The sequence below is a fragment of the Burkholderia sp. BCC1999 genome (assembly GCF_905339975.1).
In the GTDB taxonomy this organism is placed as follows: Bacteria; Pseudomonadota; Gammaproteobacteria; order Burkholderiales; family Burkholderiaceae; genus Burkholderia.
In genome coordinates, this window is the sequence record NZ_CAJPHP010000001.1 from 510,525 (window position 1) to 533,807 (window position 23,283).

General features: G+C 70.1%; 23 protein-coding genes. 7 read left to right on the top strand and 16 right to left on the bottom strand.

Annotated elements, in window-relative coordinates; genetic code table 11:
- Positions 1-20 precede the first annotated feature (20 nt).
- The 5 genes from glgX (at position 21) to U5809_RS02240 (ending at position 10,659) form a co-directional block, all read left to right on the top strand.
- Positions 21-2,135, top strand: a complete 2,115-nt coding sequence (glgX, locus tag U5809_RS02220; protein WP_322085301.1) for a glycogen debranching protein GlgX — start codon at positions 21-23, stop codon at positions 2,133-2,135.
- 8 nt (positions 2,136-2,143) lie between these two features.
- Entirely contained in the window at positions 2,144-4,015 is a 1,872-nt protein-coding gene (treZ, locus tag U5809_RS02225) for a malto-oligosyltrehalose trehalohydrolase (protein ID WP_322085302.1), read from the top strand.
- Positions 4,012-6,201, top strand: coding sequence for a 4-alpha-glucanotransferase (malQ, locus tag U5809_RS02230; RefSeq protein WP_322085303.1), 2,190 nt, complete (start codon positions 4,012-4,014; stop codon positions 6,199-6,201). Before treZ ends, malQ begins: the two co-directional genes overlap by 4 nt.
- On the top strand, positions 6,198-8,963 hold the full coding sequence (gene treY, locus U5809_RS02235; RefSeq protein WP_322085304.1) for a malto-oligosyltrehalose synthase: 2,766 nt from the start codon (positions 6,198-6,200) through the stop codon (positions 8,961-8,963). The genes malQ and treY overlap by 4 nt, the downstream gene beginning before the upstream one ends.
- A gap of 445 nt (positions 8,964-9,408) precedes the next feature.
- Positions 9,409-10,659 carry a phosphatidylserine decarboxylase family protein gene (locus U5809_RS02240; protein ID WP_322085305.1) on the top strand — a complete coding sequence of 417 codons (1,251 nt, stop codon included), beginning with the start codon at positions 9,409-9,411 and terminating at the stop codon, positions 10,657-10,659.
- A 27-nt stretch (positions 10,660-10,686) separates the two neighbouring features.
- On the opposite strand, the gene U5809_RS02245 is transcribed toward U5809_RS02240, so the two are convergent.
- From U5809_RS02245 to U5809_RS02265, 5 genes are all read right to left on the bottom strand, one after another.
- Complete coding sequence (locus U5809_RS02245; protein WP_322085306.1) at positions 10,687-10,932, bottom strand: hypothetical protein; 246 nt, start codon at positions 10,930-10,932, stop codon at positions 10,687-10,689.
- 266 nt (positions 10,933-11,198) lie between these two features.
- Positions 11,199-11,531 (bottom strand): DUF1488 domain-containing protein, encoded by a 333-nt coding sequence (locus U5809_RS02250; RefSeq protein WP_322085307.1) that lies wholly within the window; start codon positions 11,529-11,531, stop codon positions 11,199-11,201.
- Positions 11,532-11,535: 4 nt separating this feature from the next.
- Positions 11,536-12,084 (bottom strand): type 1 glutamine amidotransferase domain-containing protein, encoded by a 549-nt coding sequence (locus tag U5809_RS02255; RefSeq protein ID WP_322085308.1) that lies wholly within the window; start codon positions 12,082-12,084, stop codon positions 11,536-11,538.
- 255 nt (positions 12,085-12,339) lie between these two features.
- Complete coding sequence (locus U5809_RS02260; RefSeq protein ID WP_322085309.1) at positions 12,340-12,705, bottom strand: hypothetical protein; 366 nt, start codon at positions 12,703-12,705, stop codon at positions 12,340-12,342.
- Positions 12,706-12,790: 85 nt separating this feature from the next.
- Positions 12,791-13,180, bottom strand: coding sequence for a hypothetical protein (locus U5809_RS02265; protein WP_322085310.1), 390 nt, complete (start codon positions 13,178-13,180; stop codon positions 12,791-12,793).
- A gap of 144 nt (positions 13,181-13,324) precedes the next feature.
- Here U5809_RS02265 and U5809_RS02270 point away from each other — a divergent pair, with 144 nt between their 5' ends.
- Together U5809_RS02270 and U5809_RS02275 are read left to right on the top strand one after the other, a co-directional pair.
- Complete coding sequence (locus tag U5809_RS02270; RefSeq protein ID WP_322085311.1) at positions 13,325-13,675, top strand: DUF3175 domain-containing protein; 351 nt, start codon at positions 13,325-13,327, stop codon at positions 13,673-13,675.
- Positions 13,676-13,717: 42 nt separating this feature from the next.
- Positions 13,718-15,037 (top strand): cation:proton antiporter, encoded by a 1,320-nt coding sequence (locus tag U5809_RS02275; protein ID WP_322085312.1) that lies wholly within the window; start codon positions 13,718-13,720, stop codon positions 15,035-15,037.
- A gap of 5 nt (positions 15,038-15,042) precedes the next feature.
- Here U5809_RS02275 and ligD read toward each other — a convergent pair whose 3' ends face one another.
- From ligD to U5809_RS02330, 11 genes are all read right to left on the bottom strand, one after another.
- Entirely contained in the window at positions 15,043-17,841 is a 2,799-nt protein-coding gene (gene ligD, locus U5809_RS02280) for a DNA ligase D (RefSeq protein ID WP_322085313.1), read from the bottom strand.
- A gap of 24 nt (positions 17,842-17,865) precedes the next feature.
- Positions 17,866-18,855 carry a Ku protein gene (locus U5809_RS02285; protein ID WP_322085314.1) on the bottom strand — a complete coding sequence of 330 codons (990 nt, stop codon included), beginning with the start codon at positions 18,853-18,855 and terminating at the stop codon, positions 17,866-17,868.
- Positions 18,856-18,901: 46 nt separating this feature from the next.
- Positions 18,902-19,369, bottom strand: coding sequence for a DUF421 domain-containing protein (locus U5809_RS02290; protein WP_415877925.1), 468 nt, complete (start codon positions 19,367-19,369; stop codon positions 18,902-18,904).
- Between the two features lie 48 nt (positions 19,370-19,417).
- Positions 19,418-19,624 carry a hypothetical protein gene (locus U5809_RS02295; RefSeq protein ID WP_322085316.1) on the bottom strand — a complete coding sequence of 69 codons (207 nt, stop codon included), beginning with the start codon at positions 19,622-19,624 and terminating at the stop codon, positions 19,418-19,420.
- A gap of 128 nt (positions 19,625-19,752) precedes the next feature.
- The gene (locus U5809_RS02300; RefSeq protein ID WP_322085317.1) at positions 19,753-20,139 is read right to left on the bottom strand and encodes a DUF3022 domain-containing protein; all 387 of its coding nucleotides are present in this window, start codon (positions 20,137-20,139) and stop codon (positions 19,753-19,755) included.
- Complete coding sequence (locus U5809_RS02305) at positions 20,136-20,297, bottom strand: DUF1328 family protein (RefSeq protein WP_027792525.1); 162 nt, start codon at positions 20,295-20,297, stop codon at positions 20,136-20,138. The genes U5809_RS02300 and U5809_RS02305 overlap by 4 nt, the downstream gene beginning before the upstream one ends.
- Positions 20,298-20,343: 46 nt before the next feature.
- A complete protein-coding gene (locus U5809_RS02310; RefSeq protein ID WP_027792524.1) occupies positions 20,344-20,532 on the bottom strand; it encodes a DUF3008 family protein in 189 nt (62 codons plus the stop codon).
- 90 nt (positions 20,533-20,622) lie between these two features.
- Positions 20,623-22,056, bottom strand: a complete 1,434-nt coding sequence (gene rpoN / locus U5809_RS02315; RefSeq protein WP_322085318.1) for an RNA polymerase factor sigma-54 — start codon at positions 22,054-22,056, stop codon at positions 20,623-20,625.
- 244 nt (positions 22,057-22,300) lie between these two features.
- A complete protein-coding gene (locus U5809_RS02320; RefSeq protein WP_322085449.1) occupies positions 22,301-22,543 on the bottom strand; it encodes a hypothetical protein in 243 nt (80 codons plus the stop codon).
- Positions 22,544-22,565: 22 nt separating this feature from the next.
- The gene (locus U5809_RS02325; RefSeq protein WP_322085319.1) at positions 22,566-22,880 is read right to left on the bottom strand and encodes a hypothetical protein; all 315 of its coding nucleotides are present in this window, start codon (positions 22,878-22,880) and stop codon (positions 22,566-22,568) included.
- 25 nt (positions 22,881-22,905) lie between these two features.
- The gene (locus U5809_RS02330; RefSeq protein WP_322085320.1) at positions 22,906-23,217 is read right to left on the bottom strand and encodes a hypothetical protein; all 312 of its coding nucleotides are present in this window, start codon (positions 23,215-23,217) and stop codon (positions 22,906-22,908) included.
- Between the last annotated feature and the right edge of the window lie 66 nt (positions 23,218-23,283).

Genomic DNA, 23,283 nt, shown 5'->3' on the forward strand with positions numbered 1-23,283 from the left:
TCGACACGGAGATCCGCCCCATGCCGACCGCCCTGCCCGCCCGTCTCGAATCCGGCCGCAGCTATCCGCTCGGTGCGACCTGGGACGGTCTCGGAACCAACTTCGCGGTGTTTTCCGCGCATGCGCAGCGCATCCAGCTGTGCGTGTTCGATCCGACCGGCCGCAAGGAACTCGCGCGCCTCGACCTGCCCGAATGCACCGACGAGGTATGGCACGGCTACCTGCCCAACGCGCATCCGGGCACCGTGTACGGATTTCGCGCGGACGGCCCGTACCAGCCGCAGCATGGTCACCGCTTCAACCCGACCAAGCTGCTGCTCGACCCGTACGCGCGCAAGCTGGTCGGCCAGTTCCGCTGGTCGGACGCGCTGTTCGGCTATCGCGTGCATTCGAATCGCGCGGACCTGTCGCTGGACCGCCGCGATTCGGCGCCCGCGATGCCGAAGTGCGTGGTGGTCGACGAGGCGTTCGACTGGAGCACCGACCGGCGCCCGCGCGTGGCATGGCGCAACACGGTGATCTACGAGACGCATGTGCGCGGCGCGTCGATGCGGCGCGCCGGGTTGCGCGTGCCCGAGCGCGGCACGTTCGCGGCGTTCGCGCATCCGGCGTTCATCGATCATCTGCTGTCGATCGGCGTGACGACGGTCGAGCTGCTGCCGATCCATGCATTCCTGCAGCAGCGCGCGCTCGTGAACCGCGGGCTGCGCAACTACTGGGGCTACGACACGGCCGCGTTCTTCGCGCCGGAGCCCGCGTATCTCGCGACGCGGCGGCTCGACGAAATGCGCATCGCGATCCGCCAGCTGCATGCGGCCGGCATCGAGGTCGTGCTCGACGTCGTCTACAACCACACGTGCGAGGGCAACGAGCTCGGCCCGACGCTGTCCTGGCGCGGCCTCGACAACGCGAGCTACTACCGGCTCGTGCCGGGCGACCACCGGTTTCATGTCGACGAAACGGGCTGCGGCAACACGCTGAACCTGTCGCATCCGCGCGTCGTGCAGATGGTGATGGACTCGCTGCGCTACTGGGCCACCGCGTTCAACATCGACGGCTTCCGCTTCGACCTCGGCGTGACGCTCGGCCGCGAGGAGCACGGCTTCGATCCCGGCGCAGGGTTCTTCGACGCGTTGCGGCAGGATCCGGTGCTCTCGCAGCGCAAGCTGATCACCGAACCGTGGGATCTCGGCCCCGGCGGCTACCAGCTCGGCCGCCATCCGCCCGGCTTCGCCGAATGGAACGACCGCTTTCGCGACACCGTTCGCCGCTTCTGGCGCGGCGATGCGGGGCAGCGACCGGAGCTTGCCGCGCGGCTCGCCGGCTCGGCCGACCTGTTCAATCACCACCGGCGGCATACGTGGGCGTCGGTCAATTTCGTCACCGCGCACGACGGCTTCACGCTCGCCGATCTCGTGTCGTATTCGGCCAAGCACAACGACGCGAACGGCGAGGACAACCGCGACGGCCGCGACGACAACTGCAGCGCGAACTGGGGCGTCGAAGGGCCGACCGACGATGCGGCGATCCGCGCGGTGCGGACCCGCGTCGCGCGGTCGATGCTCGCGACGCTGTTCACCGCGCTCGGCACGCCGATGCTGGTGGCCGGCGACGAATTCGGCCGCACGCAGCACGGCAACAACAATGCCTACTGCCAGGACAACGAACTGTCGTGGCTCGACTGGGACCTGGCGCGCAGCGACGAGGCCGTGACGCTGATGCGCTTCGTATCGCGGCTCGCCGCGCTGCGGCGCATGTATCCGGTGATGTCGGCGCCCGGCTATCCGTCGGGCGACCGTGACGGCGCGCCGGGCATGGCGGAGATCGGCTGGTTCGACGAACGCGGCGAAGCGCTGACCGTGCCTGCGTGGCAGGACCGCGAACGCCGCGCGCTGACGATGCGGCGCGTCGGCACGGGCCGCACCGGCCGCACCGAGGCATTGCTCGTGATGCTGAACGCGTCGTCGGAGACGATCGTGTTCGTGCCGCCCGCACCCATGCTCGAGTACCGCGTGCTGGCCGACACGGCCACACCCGACGCCGGCCCGCGCAACTGGCCAGCCGACGGCCTCGACGTCGCCGCGCACGCGGCCGCGATCGCGGTCGCGGCCGTACCGCCCGATCCGCCTTCGTGAGAACCGCCATGACCTCCCGTTTCGACCCTCCCCCCGGCTCGCAGGCATTCGAATCGTCGTTCGGCGCCACCTGCGTCGATGTCGACCGCACGCGCTTCCGGCTGTGGGCGCCCGCGAGCCGCGCGGCCGCCGTCGAGCTGCACGACGACAGCGAACACGTGATCCCGATGACACCCGTCGGCGACGGCTGGTTCGAGACGGTCGCGGCGTGCGGCCCCGGCGCGCTGTATCGATACCGGCTCGACGGCGGCCTCGTCGTGCCCGATCCCGCGTCGCGCTTCCAGCCCGGCGGCGTGGACGGCCCGAGCCAGGTCGTCGATCCGGCCGCCTATCGCTGGCGCCACGACGCTTGGCGCGGCCGCCCGTGGCACGAGACGGTGCTGTACGAGCTGCACGTCGGCGCCTGCGGCGGCTACGCGAGTGTCGAACGGCGGCTGCCGTCGATCGCCGCGCTCGGCGTGACCGCGGTCGAGCTGATGCCCGTCAACGCGTTTCCCGGCACGCGCAACTGGGGCTACGACGGCGTATTGCCGTTCGCGCCCGACACCTCGTACGGACGGCCCGAGGAACTGAAGGCGCTCGTCGATTCCGCGCATGGCCTCGGCCTGCAGGTGTTCCTCGACGTCGTGTACAACCATTTCGGCCCCGAAGGCAACTTGCTTCCGCGCTATGCGCCCGCATTCTTCCGCGCGGATCGGCAGACCGCCTGGGGGCCGGCAATCGACTTCTCGTGCACGCAGACGAGCGCGTTCTTCATCGACAACGCGCTGTACTGGCTCGACGAATTTCGCTTCGACGGCTTGCGCATCGACGCCGCACACGCCATCGACGACGATGCGTGGCTGCGCGAACTCGCCCGCCGCGTGCGCGCGTACGCAGGCGACGCGCGCCACATTCATCTCGTGCTCGAGAACGAGCGCAATGCGGCGAGCCTGCTCGGCCCCGGCGGCTTCGACGCGCAGTGGAACGACGACTTCCACAACAGCGCGCACGTGCTGCTGACCGGCGAGCATGACGGCTATTACCGCGCGTACGCCGACACACCGCTGCACCATTTCGCCCGCACGCTCGGCGAAGGGTTCGCGTACCAGGGCGAACCGTCGCCGCTGCACGACGGCGCCGCGCGCGGCGAGCCGAGCGCGCACCTGCCGCCCACCGCGTTCGTCACGTTCCTGCAGAACCACGACCAGATCGGCAACCGCGCGTTCGGCGAGCGGCTGCGCGCACTCGCCAACGACGACGCGCTACGCGCCGCCACCGCGCTGATGCTGCTCGCGCCGCCGATCCCGCTGCTGTTCATGGGCGAGGAAGACGGCAGCACGCAGCCGTTCCAGTTCTTCACCGACTATCGCGGCACACTCGCCGATGCCGTGCGCGAAGGCCGGCGCCGCGAATTCGCGGCGTTTCCCGCGTTCGCCGATCCCGCACATCGCGACCAGATTCCCGATCCGAACGACATCGCGACGTTCGTCCGTTCGTCGTCGCACCATCCGCCGGACGACACCTGGCCCGACGCGGCCGCCTGGCAGCGCTTCTACCGCAGCGCACTGGCCGTGCGCGCGGTGCTCGTGATGCCGCATCTGCCGGGCGCGCACGCGCTCGGCGTCGACCTGCTCGCGGGAGACGGCGACCCGCAGGCGCTCGTCGCGCGTTGGCGCCTCGGCGACGGCAACACGCTGACGATCGCGCTGAACCTCGGCTCGCATGATGCGATGTTGTCCGAACTGCCGGTCGGCAAGCTCGTGTTCGAGACACCGCCACGCGCCCGCGACCGGTTGCGCAACCTGCGGTTGCCGCCACGTGCGTGCATCGCGTGGCGTGACGGTGCGGTCAATCACGATGCGCGGCATCACCGCGCGAACGGGCGGGACCAATCATGACGACCGACGTCTCGATCGCGGTACTCGCGCAGGCGGCCGGCCTGGAAACCGACTGGACCGACGCGGGCGGCGTCGCGCGGCGGGTGGATGACGAGGCGCTCGCCGCGCTCGTGGACGCCCTCGGCTGGCCGTGCGGCACCGCGGCTCAGCGCGTCGACAGCGCGGCGGCGCTCGCCGATGAGAACGCAGCGCCGCCGCGCATCGTGACTGGCGACGCCGGCCTGCCGCTACCACTGCCCGCCGCCATCGCGCCGCCGGGCGCGCGCTTCCGGATCACGCTCGAAGCGGGCGGGCACATCGACGGACGCGTGGACGAACACGGCACACTGCCACCGCTCGCGATGCCCGGTTATCACTCGCTCGACGTCGGCGATCGACGCGTCGGGCTGACGATCGCGCCGCCGCGCACCCGCCCGTTCGACACACGTTCGGCCGATGCGGGCAACCGCTGGGGCATCGCGGCGCAGCTCTACAGCCTGCGCCGCACCGGCGACGGCGGCGCCGGCGACTATACGGCGCTCGCGCGGCTGGCCGCACACGCGGCACGGCACGGCGCGCAAGCCGTGGCCATCAGCCCGACGCACGCCGGTTATCCGGCGCTGTCCACGCACGACAGCCCGTATTCGCCGTCATCGCGGCGCTGGCACAACGTCGCGTATCTCGATTGCGACGCAGTGCCGGGCGCCGAGGCCGCCCATTCTGCATCCGGTGCGACCACCGATACACCGCTGATCGACTGGCCGCGCGTGCTGCCGATGAAACTGCGCCGCCTGCGCGCATGCTTCGATGCCTGGCATGCCGGCGATGCGCCGGAGCGCGACGCGTTCCAGCGGTTTCGTGCGACGGGCGGTGCCGCGCTCGACGCGCATGCACGCTTCGACGCGCTGCAGGCGTTCTGCCTCGAACACGGGCTCGGTGCCGACTGGCGGCAATGGCCGGCCCCGTGGCGCACGCCGGAATCGGCCGAAGTCGATGCGTTCGCGCACGCGCATGCCGACACGATCACGTTCTACACGTTCCTGCAGTGGTGTGCATCGCGCGCGCTCGGCGACGCGCAGCACGCGGCGCGCGGCGCCGGCATGGCGACCGGGCTGATCGCCGATCTCGCGGTCGGCTCCGATCGCGCGGGCAGCGACGCGTGGGCGCAGGGTTCGGCGCTGCTGCGCGGTGTGTCGCTCGGCGCGCCCCCTGACCTGTTCAACGCGGCCGGCCAGGCGTGGGGCGTCGCGACCTGGACGCCCGCTGCGCTGCGCGCCGACGGCTTCGTGCCGTTCATCGAACTGTTGCGCGCCGCGTTCGCGCATGCGGGCGGCATCCGCATCGATCATGTGCTCGGTTTCGCGCGGATGTGGATCGTGCCGGACGGCGGCTCGCCTCGCGACGGCGCGTACCTGCGCTATCCGCTCGACGATCTCGTGCGGCTCGTCGCGCTCGAGGCGGCCCGCCATCGTGCGATCCCGATCGGCGAGGATCTCGGCACCGTGCCGGCCGGATTCCGCGAACGGCTCGGCGCACAGGGGGTCGCGGGCATGCGTGTGCTGTGGTTCGAGCGCGAGGTGGGTGGCACATTCCGGCCGCCGTCCACGTGGGACCGTGACGCCATCGCGACGACGTCGACGCATGATCTGCCGACCGTGGCCGGGTGGTGGCGCGGCGTCGATCTGGAATGGCGGCGGCTCGCGGCCGGTGCCGCGCATCGGCACGACGAAACGGATGCTTGCGATGTCGCTGCACCGGCACCGGACGATGCGAGCGCGCACGATTCCGACGAAATCGTGCAACGCGCGGTGCTCAGGCCTGACGCCGACGATGGCGCGCAACCGCCCGCCCGTCATCCCGACCTTGTCGCCGCGCACGCGAAACGCGCGACCGAACGCGCGGCGTTGTGGCGCGCGCTGCAGCAAGCGGGCTGTGCACCGGCCGATGACGACGCCCCGCCGGCCGATGCGCCGCCGGTCGGCGCGATCCTTGCGTACGTCGCGCACAGTCCGTCGCCGCTCGCGATCCTGCCGCTCGAGGATCTGCTCGCGCTGGACGCGCAGCCGAACCTGCCGGGCCCGCCATGCGGCCATCCGAACTGGCGACAACGGCTGCCGCGTGCGATCGACACGCTGTTCGACGCCGATGTGCGCGAACGCATCGCGGCCATCGTGCAGGCACGTCGTTCAAGGGAACGCGGCACATGACACCGTGCGCGACGCTGCGGCTGCAGCTCCATGCGGGCTTCACGTTCGACGACGCGGCCGCGCACGCCGGTTACTTCGCGCGGCTCGGCGCGAGCCACCTGTACCTGTCGCCGGTCGCGACGGCCGAACCGGGCTCGCGGCACGGCTACGACACCGTGGATTACGGCACGCTCAATCCCGAACTCGGCGGCGAAGCCGGTTTCGTCAGGCTCGTCGACGCGTTGCGCGCGCACGGCCTCGGTGTGATCGTCGACATCGTGCCGAACCACATGGGCGTCGGCGGATCGTCGAACGGCTGGTGGAACGACGTGCTCGAATGGGGCCCCGCGAGCCCGTACGCGCACTACTTCGATATCGACTGGCATCCGCCCGATCCGGCACTCGACGGCAAGGTGCTGCTGCCATGTCTCGGCGTGCCCTATGCCGACGCGCTCACGGCCGGCGACATCACGCTCGGCGCCGACCCGGCCAGCGGGCGCTTCTTCTTCGCGTGCCCCGGACGGCGGCTGCCGGTCGCGGCCGCCACCTACGCGGACATCCTGCGCATCGCGAACCGCGCGGACCTGAACGCGCTCGCCGAGCGCTTCGATGCCGCGCCGGCCCGCGACAGCGCACGGCTGGCCGCCGCGCATGCGGCGCTGAGCGATTACGCGGCCGCGCACGGCCCGCACGCGCTCGACGCGGTGCTGCGCGGCGCCGACCCGCGCGTTGCGCGCTCGCGCACCTGCCTGCACCGGCTGCTCGAACGCCAGCACTACCGGCTCGCGTGGTGGCGCACGGCCGCCGACGAGCTGAACTGGCGGCGCTTCTTCGACATTGCGACGCTTGCCGCCGTACGCGTCGACGACGACGCGGTGTTCGACGCCGTTCATGCGCTGCCGTTGCGCCTGCACGCGGCCGGGCTCGTCGACGGCCTGCGCATCGATCACGTCGACGGCCTCGCCGACCCACGCGCGTACTGCCGGCGGCTGCATGAACGACTCGCCGCGCAGCGTCAGGCACGACCGTATGTCGTCGTCGAGAAGATTCTCGCGCCGGGCGAATCGCTTCCCGCCGACTGGGCCGTCGAAGGCACGACCGGCTACGACTTCATGAACGATGTCGGCGCGCTGCTGCACGACCCCACCGGTGCCGAACCGCTCGCCGCGCACTGGGCAGCCGTGTCGGGCTCGTCGCACACGTTCGCGCAGGACGCGCTCGACGGCAAGCGGCGCGTGTTGATGCGCCAGCTCGCCGTCGAGCATGCGCGCGTCGCGCGGCTGCTGCACGGGATCGCGCGCGCGTCGCCCGCCACGCGGGACGTCAGTCTGATCGCGATTCGGCGCGTGCTGGGAGAACTGGCGGTGCGGCTGCCCGTGTACCGGATGTATCCGGCGCCGCGCGACGAACCGGCCGATGCCGACCGCTGCGTACTTGCGCAGGCGTACGAAAGCGCGTGCGCGGCCGTCGATCCGGCCGACCGGTTCGCGCTCGATCGTGTCACCGCGTGGCTGGGCTTGCCGGTCGCGCGCGTGCCGCGCGCGGACGCCGACGCGCTGGTCGCGGCGCGCATCGCGTTCGCGCAGCTCACCGCACCGCTCGCCGCGAAAGGCGTCGAGGATACGGCCCACTATCGCTACGGCCGGCTGCTGTCGCGCAACGAAGTCGGCGCCGATGCCGGCGACTTCGGCCTGTCGCGCGGCGCATTCCATGCGCGCAACCGCCGCCGCGCGCGCACCGTGCCGCACGGGCTCGTCGCGACGGCCACGCACGACCACAAGCGCGGCGAGGACGCACGTGCGCGGCTCGCGGTGCTCAGCGAGATCCCCGATGCCTGGCGCGCGGTATCGCTCGACTGGAGTGTGCTGAACCTGCCGCACCGCGGCCGCGCGCATCGCGACCTAGCATGGGCGCCGGGGCCGGCCGCGGAGGCAATGCTGTACCAGACGCTCGTCGGCTGCTGGCCGCCGGCACTGGCGCCCGACGATGCGGCCGGACTCGTCGACCTCGCCGCGCGCGTGGCGCAGTGGCAGACGAAAGCATTGCGCGAAGCGAAGCAGTACAGCGACTGGCTGGCGCCCGAACTGGACTACGAGCATGCGTGCGAAGCGTTCGTCCGCGCGATCCTGACCCCGCGCGGCAACGGCGATTTCGCGCACCGGCTGCATGCGTTCGTCGCGCGGATCGCGCCGGCCGGTGTCGTCAACAGCCTGGCGCAGACGGCGCTGCGGATCGCATCGCCCGGCGTGCCGGACCTGTATCAGGGAACCGAATGCTGGGACCACTCGCTCGTCGATCCGGACAACCGGCGCGACGTGCCGTTTGCAGCTCTGGCGGCCGAACGGGTCGACGAGCCTGTCGCGTCGTACCTGGCGGCATGGCCCGATGCGCGCGTGAAGCGGGCGCTGGTCGAGCGGATGCTTGCGCTGCGCGCGCGGTGGCCGGCGACGTTTACGGACGGCGCGTACGTGCCGCTGCGTGTGCGCGGCCGGCTCGGGCGTCACGCGGTAGCGTTCGCGCGGTGCCACGAAGCCGCCACCGTGGTGATCGTCGCAACGCGGCTCGCGAGCCGGTTGCTTGGAGAAGCGCCCGGGATGCCGCGCGTGGCGCCCGCGCGGTGGGGCGATACGGCGGTCGTGCTGCCGCGCGGAATCGACGGACCCTGGATCGACTGGCTGAATGGTCGGGATTCGATCGATGGGGCTGACGGGGCGCTGCCGCTCGGTCGCTGTCTGGCCGGGTTGCCAGTTGCGGTGCTCGTGGCGGTGCGTGCCGGCGGTTGAAAGCGACCGCCCCGGCCAGCACGAGCCGTGCGTGGCGTGCCAGCGATCGTCGGCGACGGTGCGAAGCGCTCTGACGCGATTGCTACCTCACGACCACTCTTCCGGCGGCATTGCACCGCCATCGTCCTCCCAGAGCGGCCGCCCCTTCCCGTCGCCATCGTGCGCGGCCACCGGCCCGCTCGTCCCGCGTCCCGCCGGCCGACGCGTGCCACGCGACGCCGACTTGGCCGCTCGCACCCGTGTGCGCGTCGGCGTCACCGTGTGCGGTTCGCCGCTGCGACGCGCGCCGGTCGCGCTTGTCTTGTTCGTCTGCCGTGCATTCGAAGCCGCACCCATCTTCCTCTCCCGTTTCATGAAAAACGAACGATCGCCGCAATTTCGGTGCCGCCACCGGGCAAGCATCTTGCTGCTCACTTTCGTGCTGAATCGACGTCTGGAGAGAGCGATGCCGACCGACCGCAACACACCGCCCGCCACGCGCCATCGGCTCGGCGACTGGATGGCGCACGAAGAAGCCCACATGGCCGCGTTCCGCGACAAGATCACGGCAGAGGCCCGCGCGCATGCCGGCGACTCATTGCGCACGCCGGCCGTGCAGGAACTCGCGCGGCTGTTCGACGACCATGCCGTCCTACGGATGGGCCTGACCCGCGCGATAGACGAAGCGCTCGACGCGGGCATGCGGCTCGGCTACGCATCGATCGGCGAACTGATGACGGTGCTCGATCACCTGATGACCTATACGCCTCCTTTCAGCGAAACGAGCCTGATCGTCTGCCCGATCAATGCATTCCTCGACTGGCCGATGTGCATGCCGTCGGGTCATGCAGTGTTTCGCGACGAGACCGTCAACGCGCACCTGAAGCGCGTGCTGAACGCGTGGTGCGATTTTCTCGGCGGCCCGCATTCGCGCGAGCATCTCGACGCGTCGGCGCCCGACGGCTGGTTCTGCGACGAAGCACGCAAACGTCTCGGGCTGTCGCAGTTCCGGTATCGCGACGACCAGCCGTATCTGGGCTTCGATTCGTGGAACGACTTCTTCACGCGGCGCTTTCGCGACGGCGCGCGGCCGGTCGCGGCGCCCGACGATCCGCACGTGATCGTCAGCGCGTGCGAGGCGTCGCCGTATCACACCGAAGCGAACGTGAAGCTGCGCGACACGTTCTGGATCAAGACGCAGCCGTATTCGCTGCGCGACCTCTTCACGCCGGCATGGCTTCCGCTCGCCGAGCGCTTCGTCGGCGGCGATGTCTACCAGGCCTATCTCAGCGCATACAACTACCATCGCTGGCACGCGCCGGTACGAGGCGTCGTCACGCATGCGTACCGCATCGACGGTACCTACTACTCGGTCGCGGAAGCGGAAGGCCCGGACCCAGCCGGGCTGAACGACTCGCAGGGTTACATGACAGCCGTCGCCACGCGCGCGGTGGTCGCGCTCTCCTGCGACGATCCCGGGATCGGCACCGTGGCGGCCGTGTTCGTCGGGATGGGCGACGTGTCGTCGTGCGTGATCGACGTCGTGCCGGGGCAGCGCGTCGACAAAGGCGACGAGATCGGTTATTTCCAGTTCGGCGGGTCGACGTACTGCCTGCTGTTCGAGGCCGGCGTGATCGACCGCTTCCTGCCGGTGCCACCGTTCGACGGCCGGACACCCGTCGTACCCGTCAACGCGTGCGTCGCGATCGCGCGGTGAACACCGCGCGCAGCCATGCATCACGTATCACGCGTCGGTCACGTCGTTCAAGTCGGTCGCGTCGGTCTCGACCCCGTCATGCCGCTGCACGCACTTCAGGACCGACAGCCCGCCAGCCGTCAACACGGGCCGGTGCTTGCCCGACGCGTCGTCGCGCCGCATCACGATCAGGTGTTGCTCGACGAGGGCGACGACATCGTCGCGGTCGATCTGGATCTGTTCCGGCGCGTGATGCACCAGGAACAGCGCGGCGAATTCATGGGCGGTCAGCATGTTCGTTTCCCCGTCTGCGGCTACGTACGATGCGACGAATGCGTTGCATCGGCATGCGGCGCGAATCGTGCGCCGGCAACAGGTCATACATGCAGGGACCGTGCCAGTCGATACCCACGCGAACTGCACCGCGCGGTCGGCGCGTGGCGCGATGCGGCACCGAGCGACGCCTGCGACGTGCGGCAAAGTTTTCAACGGCGTGTAATGGTGGATGGCCGGATAGCTGGATGGGGTACGGAATGACGCTTCGGGAAGCGCGACGGATGTCAGGACTTCCCCGGACGAAACAGCCCGGCCCGCGCCCGACCGCCCGGAGCACGGAAATAGCCGCTATGCAGCACCACGTCCGCCCCGCCGCCGTCGGCCAGCACGTCCGCACACGCGGCCTCGATGCGCGCACGGCCGCGCTCGAACGCATCGCGCAGATCGGCCTCCAGCACGGACTGCGCGCCGAAGTGATCTTCCAGCGCTTCGACCGTGATCGCACAGGCCTGCTGCGCGCCGTCGACCTCGACGACGAAACGCAACTGCAGCGCCGCGCCGTCGAACACGGGCGGCGCGTCGGTCAGCGTCACGCGGCGGGCAGAATCGGCCGGCATCGGCTTACGCCCCCCGCGACGCGAGGCGTTCGACCAGTGCGCCACTGAACGCCGGCAGGTCGGCCGGCTTGCGGCTCGTGATCAGGTTGCCGTCGCGCACGACTTCCTCGTCGACCCACTTGCCGCCCGCGTGACGAATATCGTCCTGCAAACTCGGCCAGCTCGTCATCGTGCGGCCTTCCACGAGCCCGGCCGACACGAGCAGCCAGCCACCATGGCAGATCGCCGCGATCGGCTTGCCGGCGCCGACGGCCGCCGTCACGAATTCACGCGCCGCCGGCAGCATCCGGATCGCGTCGCTGTTCACGACGCCGCCAGGCAGCACCACCGCGTCGTAATCGCCTTCGCGCGCATCGTCGAACGTGCGGTCGACCTTCACGCGTTCGCCCTTGTCGACGTGCCGGAAACCCTGGATCTCGCCACGTTTCTGCGAAATCACGTCGACCTGCGCGCCTTCGGCCGAGAGCGCGCGCTGCGGCTCGACGAGTTCGGCTTCCTCGAAGCCGTCGACCGCGAGGATGGCCACCTTGCAATGCTCCAGCCTGCCGCTCATGAATGCCTCCTTGGGATGGACGGCACACGTCGTGCCGTATCGGTCGCGCAGCAATCGGCGTGCCGGCCGCCCGGGCTGCTGCACGTGCACGCGCAGGGTCGCACCCGCTCGTATCGCGACACCGGCCGGGGAACGACCCGCGATTGCGCGAAGGCCGGCACGCGGCGCCTGGCCGGCCGGTTCGACATCGCCACCTGCCCGGCTGCAAAGATTTCAACGGGATGTAATCCGATGCGACGCATCGTCCCTCTGCAGTTACTGCAGGTGCCGCGCCGCGTCGAGCATCGCATCGGTCAGTTCGATCGTCAGCGTCAGGTACTCGTCGGTGTCGGGCAACTGGTCGAGCATCTGCTGCACGGCCTCGTGCAGCATCGCATGCACGCGTGTGCGTGCGCCGTCGTCGAGATCCGCGTAATGCTCCATCGTGTCGCAATCGAGCGCGAGCACGACGGAATACCGTGCCGCCTCGGGCGGCGCCTCGAGCGCGTTTGCCCACGCCGCATGGAACATGACCCTGCCCGTCGCGACGTCGACATGGACGGTGGTGTCGAGATCGTCCACGTCGAGCGCATCGCCGTCGATCTCGTCGTTCTCCAGCCAAATCCGGGAATTCGATTGCATGATGTCCTCCTGCGTGGTGGTCGCGCGCCCGTCCCGGGAAACGGCGCCGCCATCGCGTCGTGCCGGCCGCGCCGGCACGACACCGTCAATAACCGCTGGAACCCGCGCTGCCGGCCCCACCGCCGCCCGTTCCCGTCGATCCGGGCGAACTGCCGTTGCCGGCACCCGTGCCACCGCCTGCATCGCCGCTGCCGCCCGCGCCAGTGGGCCCCGGCTTCACATGGCCGGCCGATCCGCTGTGCGAACGCGTGACGCGCGGCGCGGTGTGCCGCTGCGTGTCGGCCGGCGGCGGCGCAGCCATGGTGCCGGTGGTACCCGGCGTCGACATGTCCGTCGACTGACTCGGCGCGCCGTTGCCTGCGTCCTGGCGCTGCACGTTCTGCGCCCAAGCGGCCGGCGCGACCGCCACGATCCCGACCGTCGTGCACGCCAGCACGCGTCGCGCGGCTTGCTTCAATTCGGATGCGGATTTCATGACGTTTTCTCCCTGATCGAGACCGCATGACGGAAATGCCTGCTCGTTCCCTTCAGCAAGACTCATACCGTCGGCCGCGCGGCACGCCGCTTGCGCCACCCGCCTCCGTACGTCGTCCCCGTGACCCCATATGGAGCCCATCACATGCCTTCCGCTTCCCACGCGCACGGCAAACGCCTCACGCGCCGCCCCGGCCGTGCCCGCAGCGCCGATCCGGTACACCGCAAACGCTGGTCCGGCGAAGTCACGCAACGCAGCGATGCACTCGACATCGAGCCCGACATCTTCAAGTCCGACGATCCGGCGGCGATCGCCGCGTCGCTGAAGCGCTCGGCCGAACACAGCCGCCGCCGCAAGGCGTCGCCGTTCCAGTCGGCGATGTCGATGCTGAACTTCTACGTGAACCGCGCGGGCCGCCATCTGCCGAAAACACGCCGCACGACGCTCGAACGCACGAAGCGCAAACTGCGCGAGGCATTCGGCCGCAAGCCCTGACAGGTTGCGCGTCCTCCTGATCCACCTGCTGCGACCACGCACATGCACGAGACGCTCTGGTACCTGATCGTCGGCGCAGTGCTGCTGGGCATGGGCGTCGCGACGTCCGCGCTGCGCCACCTGCCGTGCAGCACCGCGATGATCTATCTCGCGCTCGGCGTCGCGCTCGGCCCGGCCGGCGCCGGCCTGCTGCAGCTCGACCTCGAGCGCGACGCGCCGTTGCTGCGTGAAATCGTCGAAATCGCGCTGCTCGTGTCGCTGTTCGCGATCGGGCTGCGGTTGCGCGTGCCGCTGACCGACCGGCTGTGGCTCGTGCCATGCCGCCTCGGCTTGCTCGCGATGGTCGTCACCGTGCCGCTGCTCGCCGCGTGCGCGGTGCTCGCGCTCGGGCTCGGCTGGGGTCAGGCGTTGCTGCTCGCGGCGATCCTCGCGCCGACCGACCCCGTGCTTGCCCACGACGTGCAGGTGCACGACCCGGGCGATCGCGATCTCGTGCGTTTCGCGCTGTCCGGCGAAGGCGGGTTGAACGACGGCATCGCGCTGCCGTTCGCGCTCGCGGGGCTCGCGCTGTGCGGCACGCGCGACGCAACCTACGGGCTGCCGCCGCTGTCCGGCCCGTTCGCGCTCGTCGCGCTGTGGGGCATCGCTGGCGCGGCCGCGATCGGCGGCGGCCTGGGCTGGGCGACGACGAAGACGATCGGCTGGCTGCGCACGCAGCACGCGCAAGCGCTCGGCCTCGAAGGCTTTTTCGCGCTCGCGCTGATCGTGCTGTCGTTCGGCGCCGCACAGCTCGCGCACACGTTCGGTTTCATCTCGACGTTCGCGGCCGGCGTCGCGATGCGTCGCGTCGAGCATCGCGCGAGCGGCGACCGCATGCCGCGCGAAGTGATCGGCCAGATCGATTCGGAAGACGTCGTCGCCACCGAAAAGCATCCCGAGAAGGCGCATGCATTCATGGCCGAATCGGTGCTCGGTTTCACGATCGAACTCGAACGGATCGCGGAAGCCGTCGTGATGACGATGGTCGGCAGCGTGCTCGCGACGCTGCCGAGCCCGCTGCTCACATGGGGCGCGGCTGCGCTGGCTGCCGTGCTGTTCGTCGCCGTACGGCCGCTCGCCGTGCTGCTCACGCTCGCGGGCTCCCGTGCGACCCATGCACAGCGGCGGCTGATGGCATGGTTCGGCATTCGCGGAATCGGCTCGTTTTACTACCTGTTGTTCGCGATCGAACATGGGCCGTCCAACGCGGTGCGTTCGCTCGCGGCGCCCGTGCTGGCCGTCGTGTCGGCGTCGGTGATCGCTCACGGGATCTCCGCGACGCCGCTGATGCGCTGGTATCACCGGTTGCAGCATCGGCACTGACGCGTTCACGTCTCAGCCCCGAGCCGCGCACGCATCGATGCCGTGATGCGCTGGCGCGTGTGCGCGTAGTCTTCCCACGGATCGCGCTTCAGCGCGTCGAGCCGTGCACGGAGCGTGTCGATCGTCCATTGCGCGCCGCCCGTCGTAGCCGGCACCTCGTCCCAGTCGAGCGGCACCGATACGCCCATGCCGGGCCGCGCGCGCACCGAGTACGCGGCGATCGTGCTCGCACCGCGGCCGTTGCGCAGATAGTCGACGAAGATCTTGCCGCGCCGGTGGCGCGGCCCCATCGTCGCGGTGAAGCGTTCGGGCAGCGTGCCGGCAACCTGCTGCGCGACCGCGCGGGAGAAATCCTTCACGTCGTCCCACCCGGCATGCCGCGTGAGCGGCACGACCACATGCAGCCCCTTTCCGCCGCTCGTCTTGCAGAACGACACGAGCCCCAGTTCGTCGAGCAGTCCGCGCACGATCTGCGCGGCGTCGATCATCGCGCGCCACGGCAGCGCCGGGTCGGGATCGAGGTCGAACACGATCCGGTCCGGCCGCTCGATGTTCGACGCATGCGCGTTCCACGTATGCAGCTCGATCGTGCCCATCTGCGCTGCGCCGAGCAGCGCGTCGACGCGGTCGATCGACAGCAGCGGCCCGTGGCCGGGATCGAGTCCCTCGTGCTGCTTGACGAACGGGATTTCCCGGCGTTCCGCATGCTTCTGGAAGAACAGTTCGCCGCCGATGTCGCCCGGCGCGCGCACGAGCGACACGGGCCGGCCTTTCAGGTCCGGCAGCAGCCACGGCGCGACCCATTCCCAGTAATGCGCGAGGTCGATCTTGTGCGTGCCGCTCCGCGGGTCGAGCACGCGATCTGGGTGCGTGATGCGCACGCGGCCGACACGGTCGGCGCCAGGTTCGCCGCGCGCGTGGCCGGTGGCCGCATGCGACGACCGCGCGCGCGTTCGGCCGTCGTGACCGGTATCCTTATGCGGGGCATGCGGGTGTCGGTCATGCACTGCGTGGGGTTCGTCCATCGTCGCCTCCGTTTCGGCATGCCGCGGTACCTCGCGGACGATCTGCCGCGCGGGCTTGTCTTCACGCAGCGCGATGAACGCCGCCTGCCGCACGATCCCGTCGCCCGTCCATTCCGCGAATTCGCACTCGGCGACGAGCACCGGCTCGACCCAGTGCACGCGCGTGCGCGACCGTTCGCGCGGCGGCGGGTCGAACGGCGTCGTGTCGCGCTCGTGCTTGCGCAGCGTTGCCGCGAGCCGGTCGAGCAGGCGCGTGTCGAACCCGGTGCCGACGCGGCCGACATAGCGCAGCGGCGCCCTGCCGCGCGACCGCTTGCCGTTCGCGGCCGGCGCGTGGACGCCGAGCAGCAGCGCACCGAAGCCGTGCCGGCTGCCCGCAGGCTCGGTATAGCCGCCGATCACGAACTCCTGCCGTCGCCTGCATTTCAGCTTGATCCAGGCCGACGAGCGGCCGCCGCGATAACGCGACGCCGCGCGCTTGCCGATCAACCCTTCGAGCCCTGTGTCGCACGCGCTCGCGATCAGCGACACGACATCGTCGCCGAGATCGGGCGAATAACGCAGTCGGGCCGGATCGCTGCCGGCGAGCAGCGGTTCGAGCAATGCGCGACGCGTGGCGAGCGGCGCGTCGCGCAGATCGTATCCGTCGAGAAACGGCAAGTCGAACACGAACATCGTCATCGCGTCCGAGCGGCCCGCGCCGAGCGCGTTCTGCAGCGCCTGGAAATCGGGCAGGCCGTTCTCGCCGAGCACGACGGCCTCGCCGTCGAGCCATGTGTTGTCGACCTCGAGCGCGGCGAGCGCATCGCGCTGCGTGCGCAGTTTCGCAGTCCAGTCGCGACCTTCGCGCGTCATCAGCGTAACGTGCCGCCGCGCGCCGCGACCCGCGATCCGCGCGAGGATCCGGTAGCCGTCGAATTTCACTTCATAGCGCCAGTCGCCGTGCGCAGGCGGCGCATCGACCAGCGTCGCGAGTTGCGGCGCGACGCGTTCGGGCAACGCCGTGCGCACGGCGCCGTCCACCTGCGACGGGTCGGCCGACGGCCCTCCCGCGTTGCCGTCGTGCGGCGCGCCGCGCGTGCGGGGTGCATTGCCGTGGCCGCGCCGCGACGCACATGCGGGGGCCGGCGCGGCGCCGCTCCCCTTCTTGCGCGCGGCCTGCGTGTGTCCGTCAAGGTCGCTGCCCGGCCGCTGCGCGACGACATCGAACACCTCCGCGTCGCGCGCGTCGTCGTCGCGTTCCTTGATCAGCAGCCATTGCTCCTGGCGGCCCTGCTGCCGCCCGCTGCGCACGAGCGCCCAGCCGCCGTGCAGCTTCGCGCCGTCGAGCCGGAACGTCAGCTTGCCGGCACGATAACCGGCGCGTGCCTGCGCGACGCCGCCGTCGGGTGTCCACGTTCCTTCGTCCCAGACGACGACCGAGCCCGCGCCGTAGTGTCCGGCCGGAATCTCGCCTTCGAACGACGCATATTCGAGCGGATGATCCTCGACGTGCACGGCCAGCCGTTTCACCGACGGGTCGACGCTCGGCCCCTTCGGCACGGCCCACGATTTCAGCGTGCCGTCGAGTTCGAGACGGAAGTCGTAGTGCAGCCGTCGCGCGTGGTGTTCCTGGATCACGAAACGCAACGGCCCGACCGTGCGCGCGGACGTGCCGGCCTTCCGCGACTTCCGGGCATTCGCTTCGTCGGGCGCGCGCTGCCGTCGGTGCGCGCCGTCGGGTTCCGGCGTCGCGTCGAAGCGGCGTTTGCGGCGATAAGATTCGAGTTTGCCGGCCATCGCGTCACCCTCCGTCGCGCGCGGTCAGGCGGCGTGCTTGCGGCGCGCGGCGGTCTTCTTCGCCGTGTGCGCCCCTGCGGCGCCGTGCTTCGCCGCCGCGCGTTTTGCCGGCGACTTCGCGGCCGCTTTCGCCGGCGCTTTTGCAGCCGGTTTGCGCCGCGTGCCGGTGGCACGCGAGGATGCCGGCGCCCCGGCTTCCTCCGCGTCGGCCGCACGCGCACTGCCGCCCTTCAGGCTGCGCTTCAGCAATTCGGTCAGATCGACCACGTTGGACGCCGTGCGCCCCGTCTGCGCCGGCCGGTCCTCGATCTCCTCGATGCGGCCCGCGCGCACCTTGCGTTCGACCAGGCCGAGGATGTCGTCGCGAAACGTGTCGTGATACTCGTCGGGCGTCCACGTACCCGACATGTCGTCGATCAGCTTCTTCGCCATCGCGAGTTCGCGCGCGCTGACGCCCGCGCGCTTCGCATCGCCGGCCGGCACCGACAGCTCGTCGAGCGGGCGCAGCTCCTCCTGCCAGCGCAGCGTATCGAGCGCGAGCAGCGGCCCGACCGGAATCAGCGCGCCGAGATGCTGACGATCGCGCATCACGACGTGCGCGATGCCGATCTTGCCGCTGTCCTTCAGTGCATCGCGCAGCAGCGCATAGACCTTTTCGCCCTTGCGGTCCGGCATGAGGTAGTACGGCGTGTCAAGATAGAGGAACGACACGGCGTCCTCGTCGACGAATGTGACGATGTCGACCGTCTGCGTCGACTCGGGGTTCGCCGCGCGGATCTCGTCGTCGCTCAGCACGACATAGCGCTCCTTCTCGTACTCGTAGCCGCGCACGATGTCCTCGCGCGTGACTTCCTTGCCGGTGCGCTTGTTGATCTGCCGATAGCCGACCGGGTCCATCGAGCGCTTGTCGAGCAGCCGGAACGACGGCTTCACCGTACGCGTGGCCGGGAACAGCTGCACGGGCACGTGAACGAGCCCGAAGCTGATCGCGCCTTTCCAGATCATCCGTGCCATCGATGTCCTCCTTGCGGCGTGCGAGCTCCTTCGCATGCCGCGAAAGTCAGGGCCTGCGGCAGCGGCTGCGCCGCACGATGCTGACGTGGCCATTGCGCTCCAGGATGGCCGCGTCGACGTCGGACAGATCGGTCGCGCCGAGCGCCTGCCGCACGCTTTCGCGTATGTCGGTCGGCGTGATCAGCGCGGCGCGCATCTGCGCGTCGTCGAAGCGGCCGTTGCGATACACCTCGCGCTCGACGCCCACCAGCAGCCGCTCGAGCCGGCGCGAGCGCACGCAGGCCCAACCGATCGCGCGATGCAGCAGCGCGATCGCGAACGACGCCGCGACGGTCGCCACGAACGGCGACGCACCGACCACCGCGCGGCTCAGGATCGCGCCGAGCAGGATCCCGACCACGTAGTCGAACGGCGAGCGCTGGCCGAACGCACGCCGCCCGGCGATGCGGATCAGCACGAGCGCGACCAGGGACACGACGATCGCGCGCAGCGCCATCTGCCCGGGGCCGAGCATCCGGCCCTGTCCGAACAGCGCGACGACGACGTCCACGATCGCGCGGCGCTAGGCCGGCAACTCGGCGGCCAGCAGCACGTCGCGCACCTGTTCGACGACTACCGGGCTCGCATCGGGTGTCGCGATCCGCACATTCCGGTTGGTGCGCAACACCGCGTGGTGGAGCCGCGAACGCATTTCGTCGAGCTGGCGCGACTTCACGCTGTCGGTCGACTGTGCGGGCGCGGTCTTGCCGGCTGATCTGGAACGGGTCATCGATAGGTCCTCGTGGCATTCGGGTGGGCGGCCGCCACGCATGCCGGCGCGTCGCGGCGCGCGCATGCGAACGGCAGGGAAAGCCGGTGCGACGGGCTGCGACCGCGACCGCGAGGCCGGCTGTGGCGTCAGGGCGCGCGCAGCGCGTCGTCGAACTCGGCGCGCGTCACGCCGAGCGTCACGCTGCATTCGATCGCAGCATCCTCGACGCGCGGCTTGCGCTCGTCCACCGCGCGCCGCGCGCGGTCGCACAACTGCGTGCGCACGCGCAGCCGGTCGGCCGCGTCGAGCAATACGTAGCGATCGACCACATCGGGATCGAACCGCAAGTCGACCGCGCAACGCCATTCGCGCGCGTCCTCGTCGGACGGCACGCGCACCCACGACACCTGGATCGTCAGGCCACCGGATGCGTCGTCCGCATGCACGACGACGGTCGACTGCGACGGAAAGCCGATCGCGAGCGCATGTTCGAGTTCGGTCACGCGCTGCGACCGGTCGGGCGCGGCACTCATCGTCGGACGACACCCAGCAGCAGCGTGACCAGGAAGATCACGACGAAGATGTAGAACAGGATCTTCGCGATCTCGGCCGCGCCGGCCGCGATGCCGCCGAAGCCGAACACGGCTGCGACGATCGCGATGATGAAGAAGATGATGGCGTATCGAAGCATGGAACCCTCCTGGATGACAGCGGTCGTCACTAAACGTCGTCGTCGGTCACGCATCGTGCTTGTGTTTCGGTTTGCCGCGTACGGGCGTGGAAGCCATTTTCTCGAGCTCTTTCTCGCTCATCGATTCTGCCATCGACTTCGCCGGCGGCTTGAGGTCCTTCATCTTCGTTTCACCGCGCTTGGCCGACAGCGCCGCGCCTGCGGCGCGTTGCTGGGCCTGGGATTTTGCCGGCATGGTTGCACTCCTGTCGTGGGTGGGTGGGCGGGTGCGCGGGCCGATCCGACGGGCGACTCGCGCGCGGTTGATTCGCCGGGCGAACCGTCGTCACGCGGCATCGCGGCGCCGCAGGTCGGCCGCCGGAATCTTCATCGCCTGGCGATACTTCGTCACCGTGCGACGCGCAAGAAGAATGCCGCGGCCCGCGAGGTTCTCCGTGAGCGCGACGTCGGACAGCGGAGCGGTATGCCGCTCGGCCGCGATCATGTCGCGGATCAGCACCTTCGCGGCCGATGCCGAGCACACGCCCTTGCCGGCCGCCTCGAGCTTGCGCGGGAAGAAATGCTTGAACTCGAACGTGCCGTGCGGCGTGGCCATGTATTTGTTGCCCGTCGCGCGCGACACGGTCGATTCATGCAGGTCGAGTTCCTCCGCGATGTCGCGCAGCACGAGCGGCTTCATCGCGATCTCGCCGTAGCGGAAGAAATCGCGTTGCCGCGCGACGATGCACTCGCCCACGCGCTGGATCGTGTCGAAGCGCTTCTGCACGTTGCGTATCAGCCAGCGCGCTTCCTGCAACTGCTGGCCGAGCGGCGAATCGCGCTCGCCGCTCGACTGCGCGAACAATGTCGCGTAGCGCTCATGCAGGCGCGCGCGCGGCAGCACGGCCGGGTTGATCGTCACGATCCATTCGTCACGTACCTGCCGCACGATCACGTCGGGCACCACGTAGTCGCCGCGCGTGCTGCCGTAGTGATTGCCGGGGCGCGGGTCGAGCCCGCGCACCAGCGCGCAGGCCGCGTGCATCGTCTGCTGGCTGCAGCCGAGACGCCGCTGGATCTCCGCCGTCTCGCGGCGCGCGAGCCGTTCGAGATGCTCGCGTGCGATCGCCTTCGCTTCCGCGAGCGCCGGCGTGCCGGCCGGGATCGCGTCGAGCTGCAGTGCGAGGCATTCGGACAGCGAACGCGCCGCGATCCCCGGGCGGTCGAGCATCTGCACGAGCCGCAGCGCGATCGCGAGATCCTGCTCCGACAGCAGCAGCGCCGGATCGGCCGCAGCCCGCAGCTCGACGAGTTCCTGACGCAGATAACCGTCGTCGTCGAGCGCGTCGATCACGATGCGCGCGGCTTCGCGGTCGCGTTTGTTCAACGGATACAGCCTGAGCGCATCATGCATCTGCTGATACAGCGACGGTTCGGGCGCGATCCATTCGCCCGGCGACAGGCCGCCCGCATCGTCGCCCTGGCGGCTCGTGCCGCGTGGCGCGGGCGCAGCCGTAAAGGGCACCTCGCCGTCCGGCGGCCGGACTTCCTCGGGCTCGGGCGCCGCTTCGGGCGCAGCCGTTTCCGCCGGCTGCGCCGGCGTGCCGTCGGCGGGTTCCTCGTCGCCCTGACCGTCTTCGAGAAACGGATTCATGTCGAGCGCCTGCCGCAATTCCTGTTGAAATTCGAGCGAGGACAACTGCAGCAGCCGCAGCGACTGCTGAAGCCTCGGCGTAAGTGCCAGATGCTGTCGCATCTGCAACGCTAGCGAGACGGGCATCGAAAGCCTCCTGATTGTTCGGTTCGCGGTAGGTCGTCTACACGACTTACGCAGCTTTCATGCCAGTCCGCCGAAGCGCGTCGCAGCGTAGCTCGCGCGGGTTCGCACCCCGTTTCGCCACGAGCCGGAGCCGCTTTTTTACAAGCCCGCGGCAAGTTTGGGGCACGCAATTCGCTCGTCCGCAAGGGCATCCGGAAACGCCCCCCGAACGCCGGACCGATCGCCGGCCGTCACGGTGTTGCCGTCATCGCCGTACATCGATGCGATTGACGGCCGAGCGGTCGAGGAAGGCCGTCGTCAGATCCGGCAGATACCGCAACAGCCACTCGGCAATGTCGCGCGCCTGCTGCTGGATCCGTTCGCAGCAGCACGCGCGGATCTCCGCTTCGCCGGCTGCCTGCGCAGCCGCGACGAGCGTCGTGCCGCGCGTCGGGACACACGACGCACGCGGCGCGGGCTGCACGATCCCGCCACGCGCATGTCGCACGTGATGTGGCGAAACCGCTCGATCAGTACTGCATCGGCGGCGGCGTGCCCGGCAGCGGTCGGTCGCCCTGCGCGCCATTCGGGCCCGGCGGCGGCACGTCGGCCGGTTCGCCGCCCGCCGCACCCTGCGGCATCGTGTTGCCCGGCGACGGGCGCGCGTCGTAGCGCGTATTCGCGTCCGGCATCGTCGTGGTCGACTGTGCACCGCGACCATCCGGCGGTGCGGGGGGCGCGCCGCGCGCACCGTAGGTGCCGTTCATCGGTTGCGTGCAGGCGGCCAGCGCGCACGCGGCGGCGAGCGCACAGGCGCCCGCGCGTATCGTCTGGATCGTGTTCATCGAATACCTCCGTCGGATCGATGGCTCAGAGCCGGTTGAAATGGAAATCGCCCGCGTAGGCGGTCGGCGCGCGGCGGGCCATCATCGCGTCGAATTCGGCCGCGACACGCGCGAGCGTGCCGCGCTGCCGTTCGATGCCGGCCCGTTCGAGCGCGGCGAATGCAACGGCGTCGAACGTCACGGACAGCGACGCCGGATGGCCGTCGACGCGAAAGCCGATATGCAACGCGCCGGCCGGCTGCTCCTCGACGTGGAACGGCATCGCGCGCGCTTCGAAATGACGGCCGAACGTTTCGGCGATCTCGCGCAGCACGCCGGGTTTCACACGGATGCTCATCGCCACGCCTCCGTATGCGCTCGCCATACCCCGCCGACTGGCGGTGCATGCACGGGCGGCTCGCGC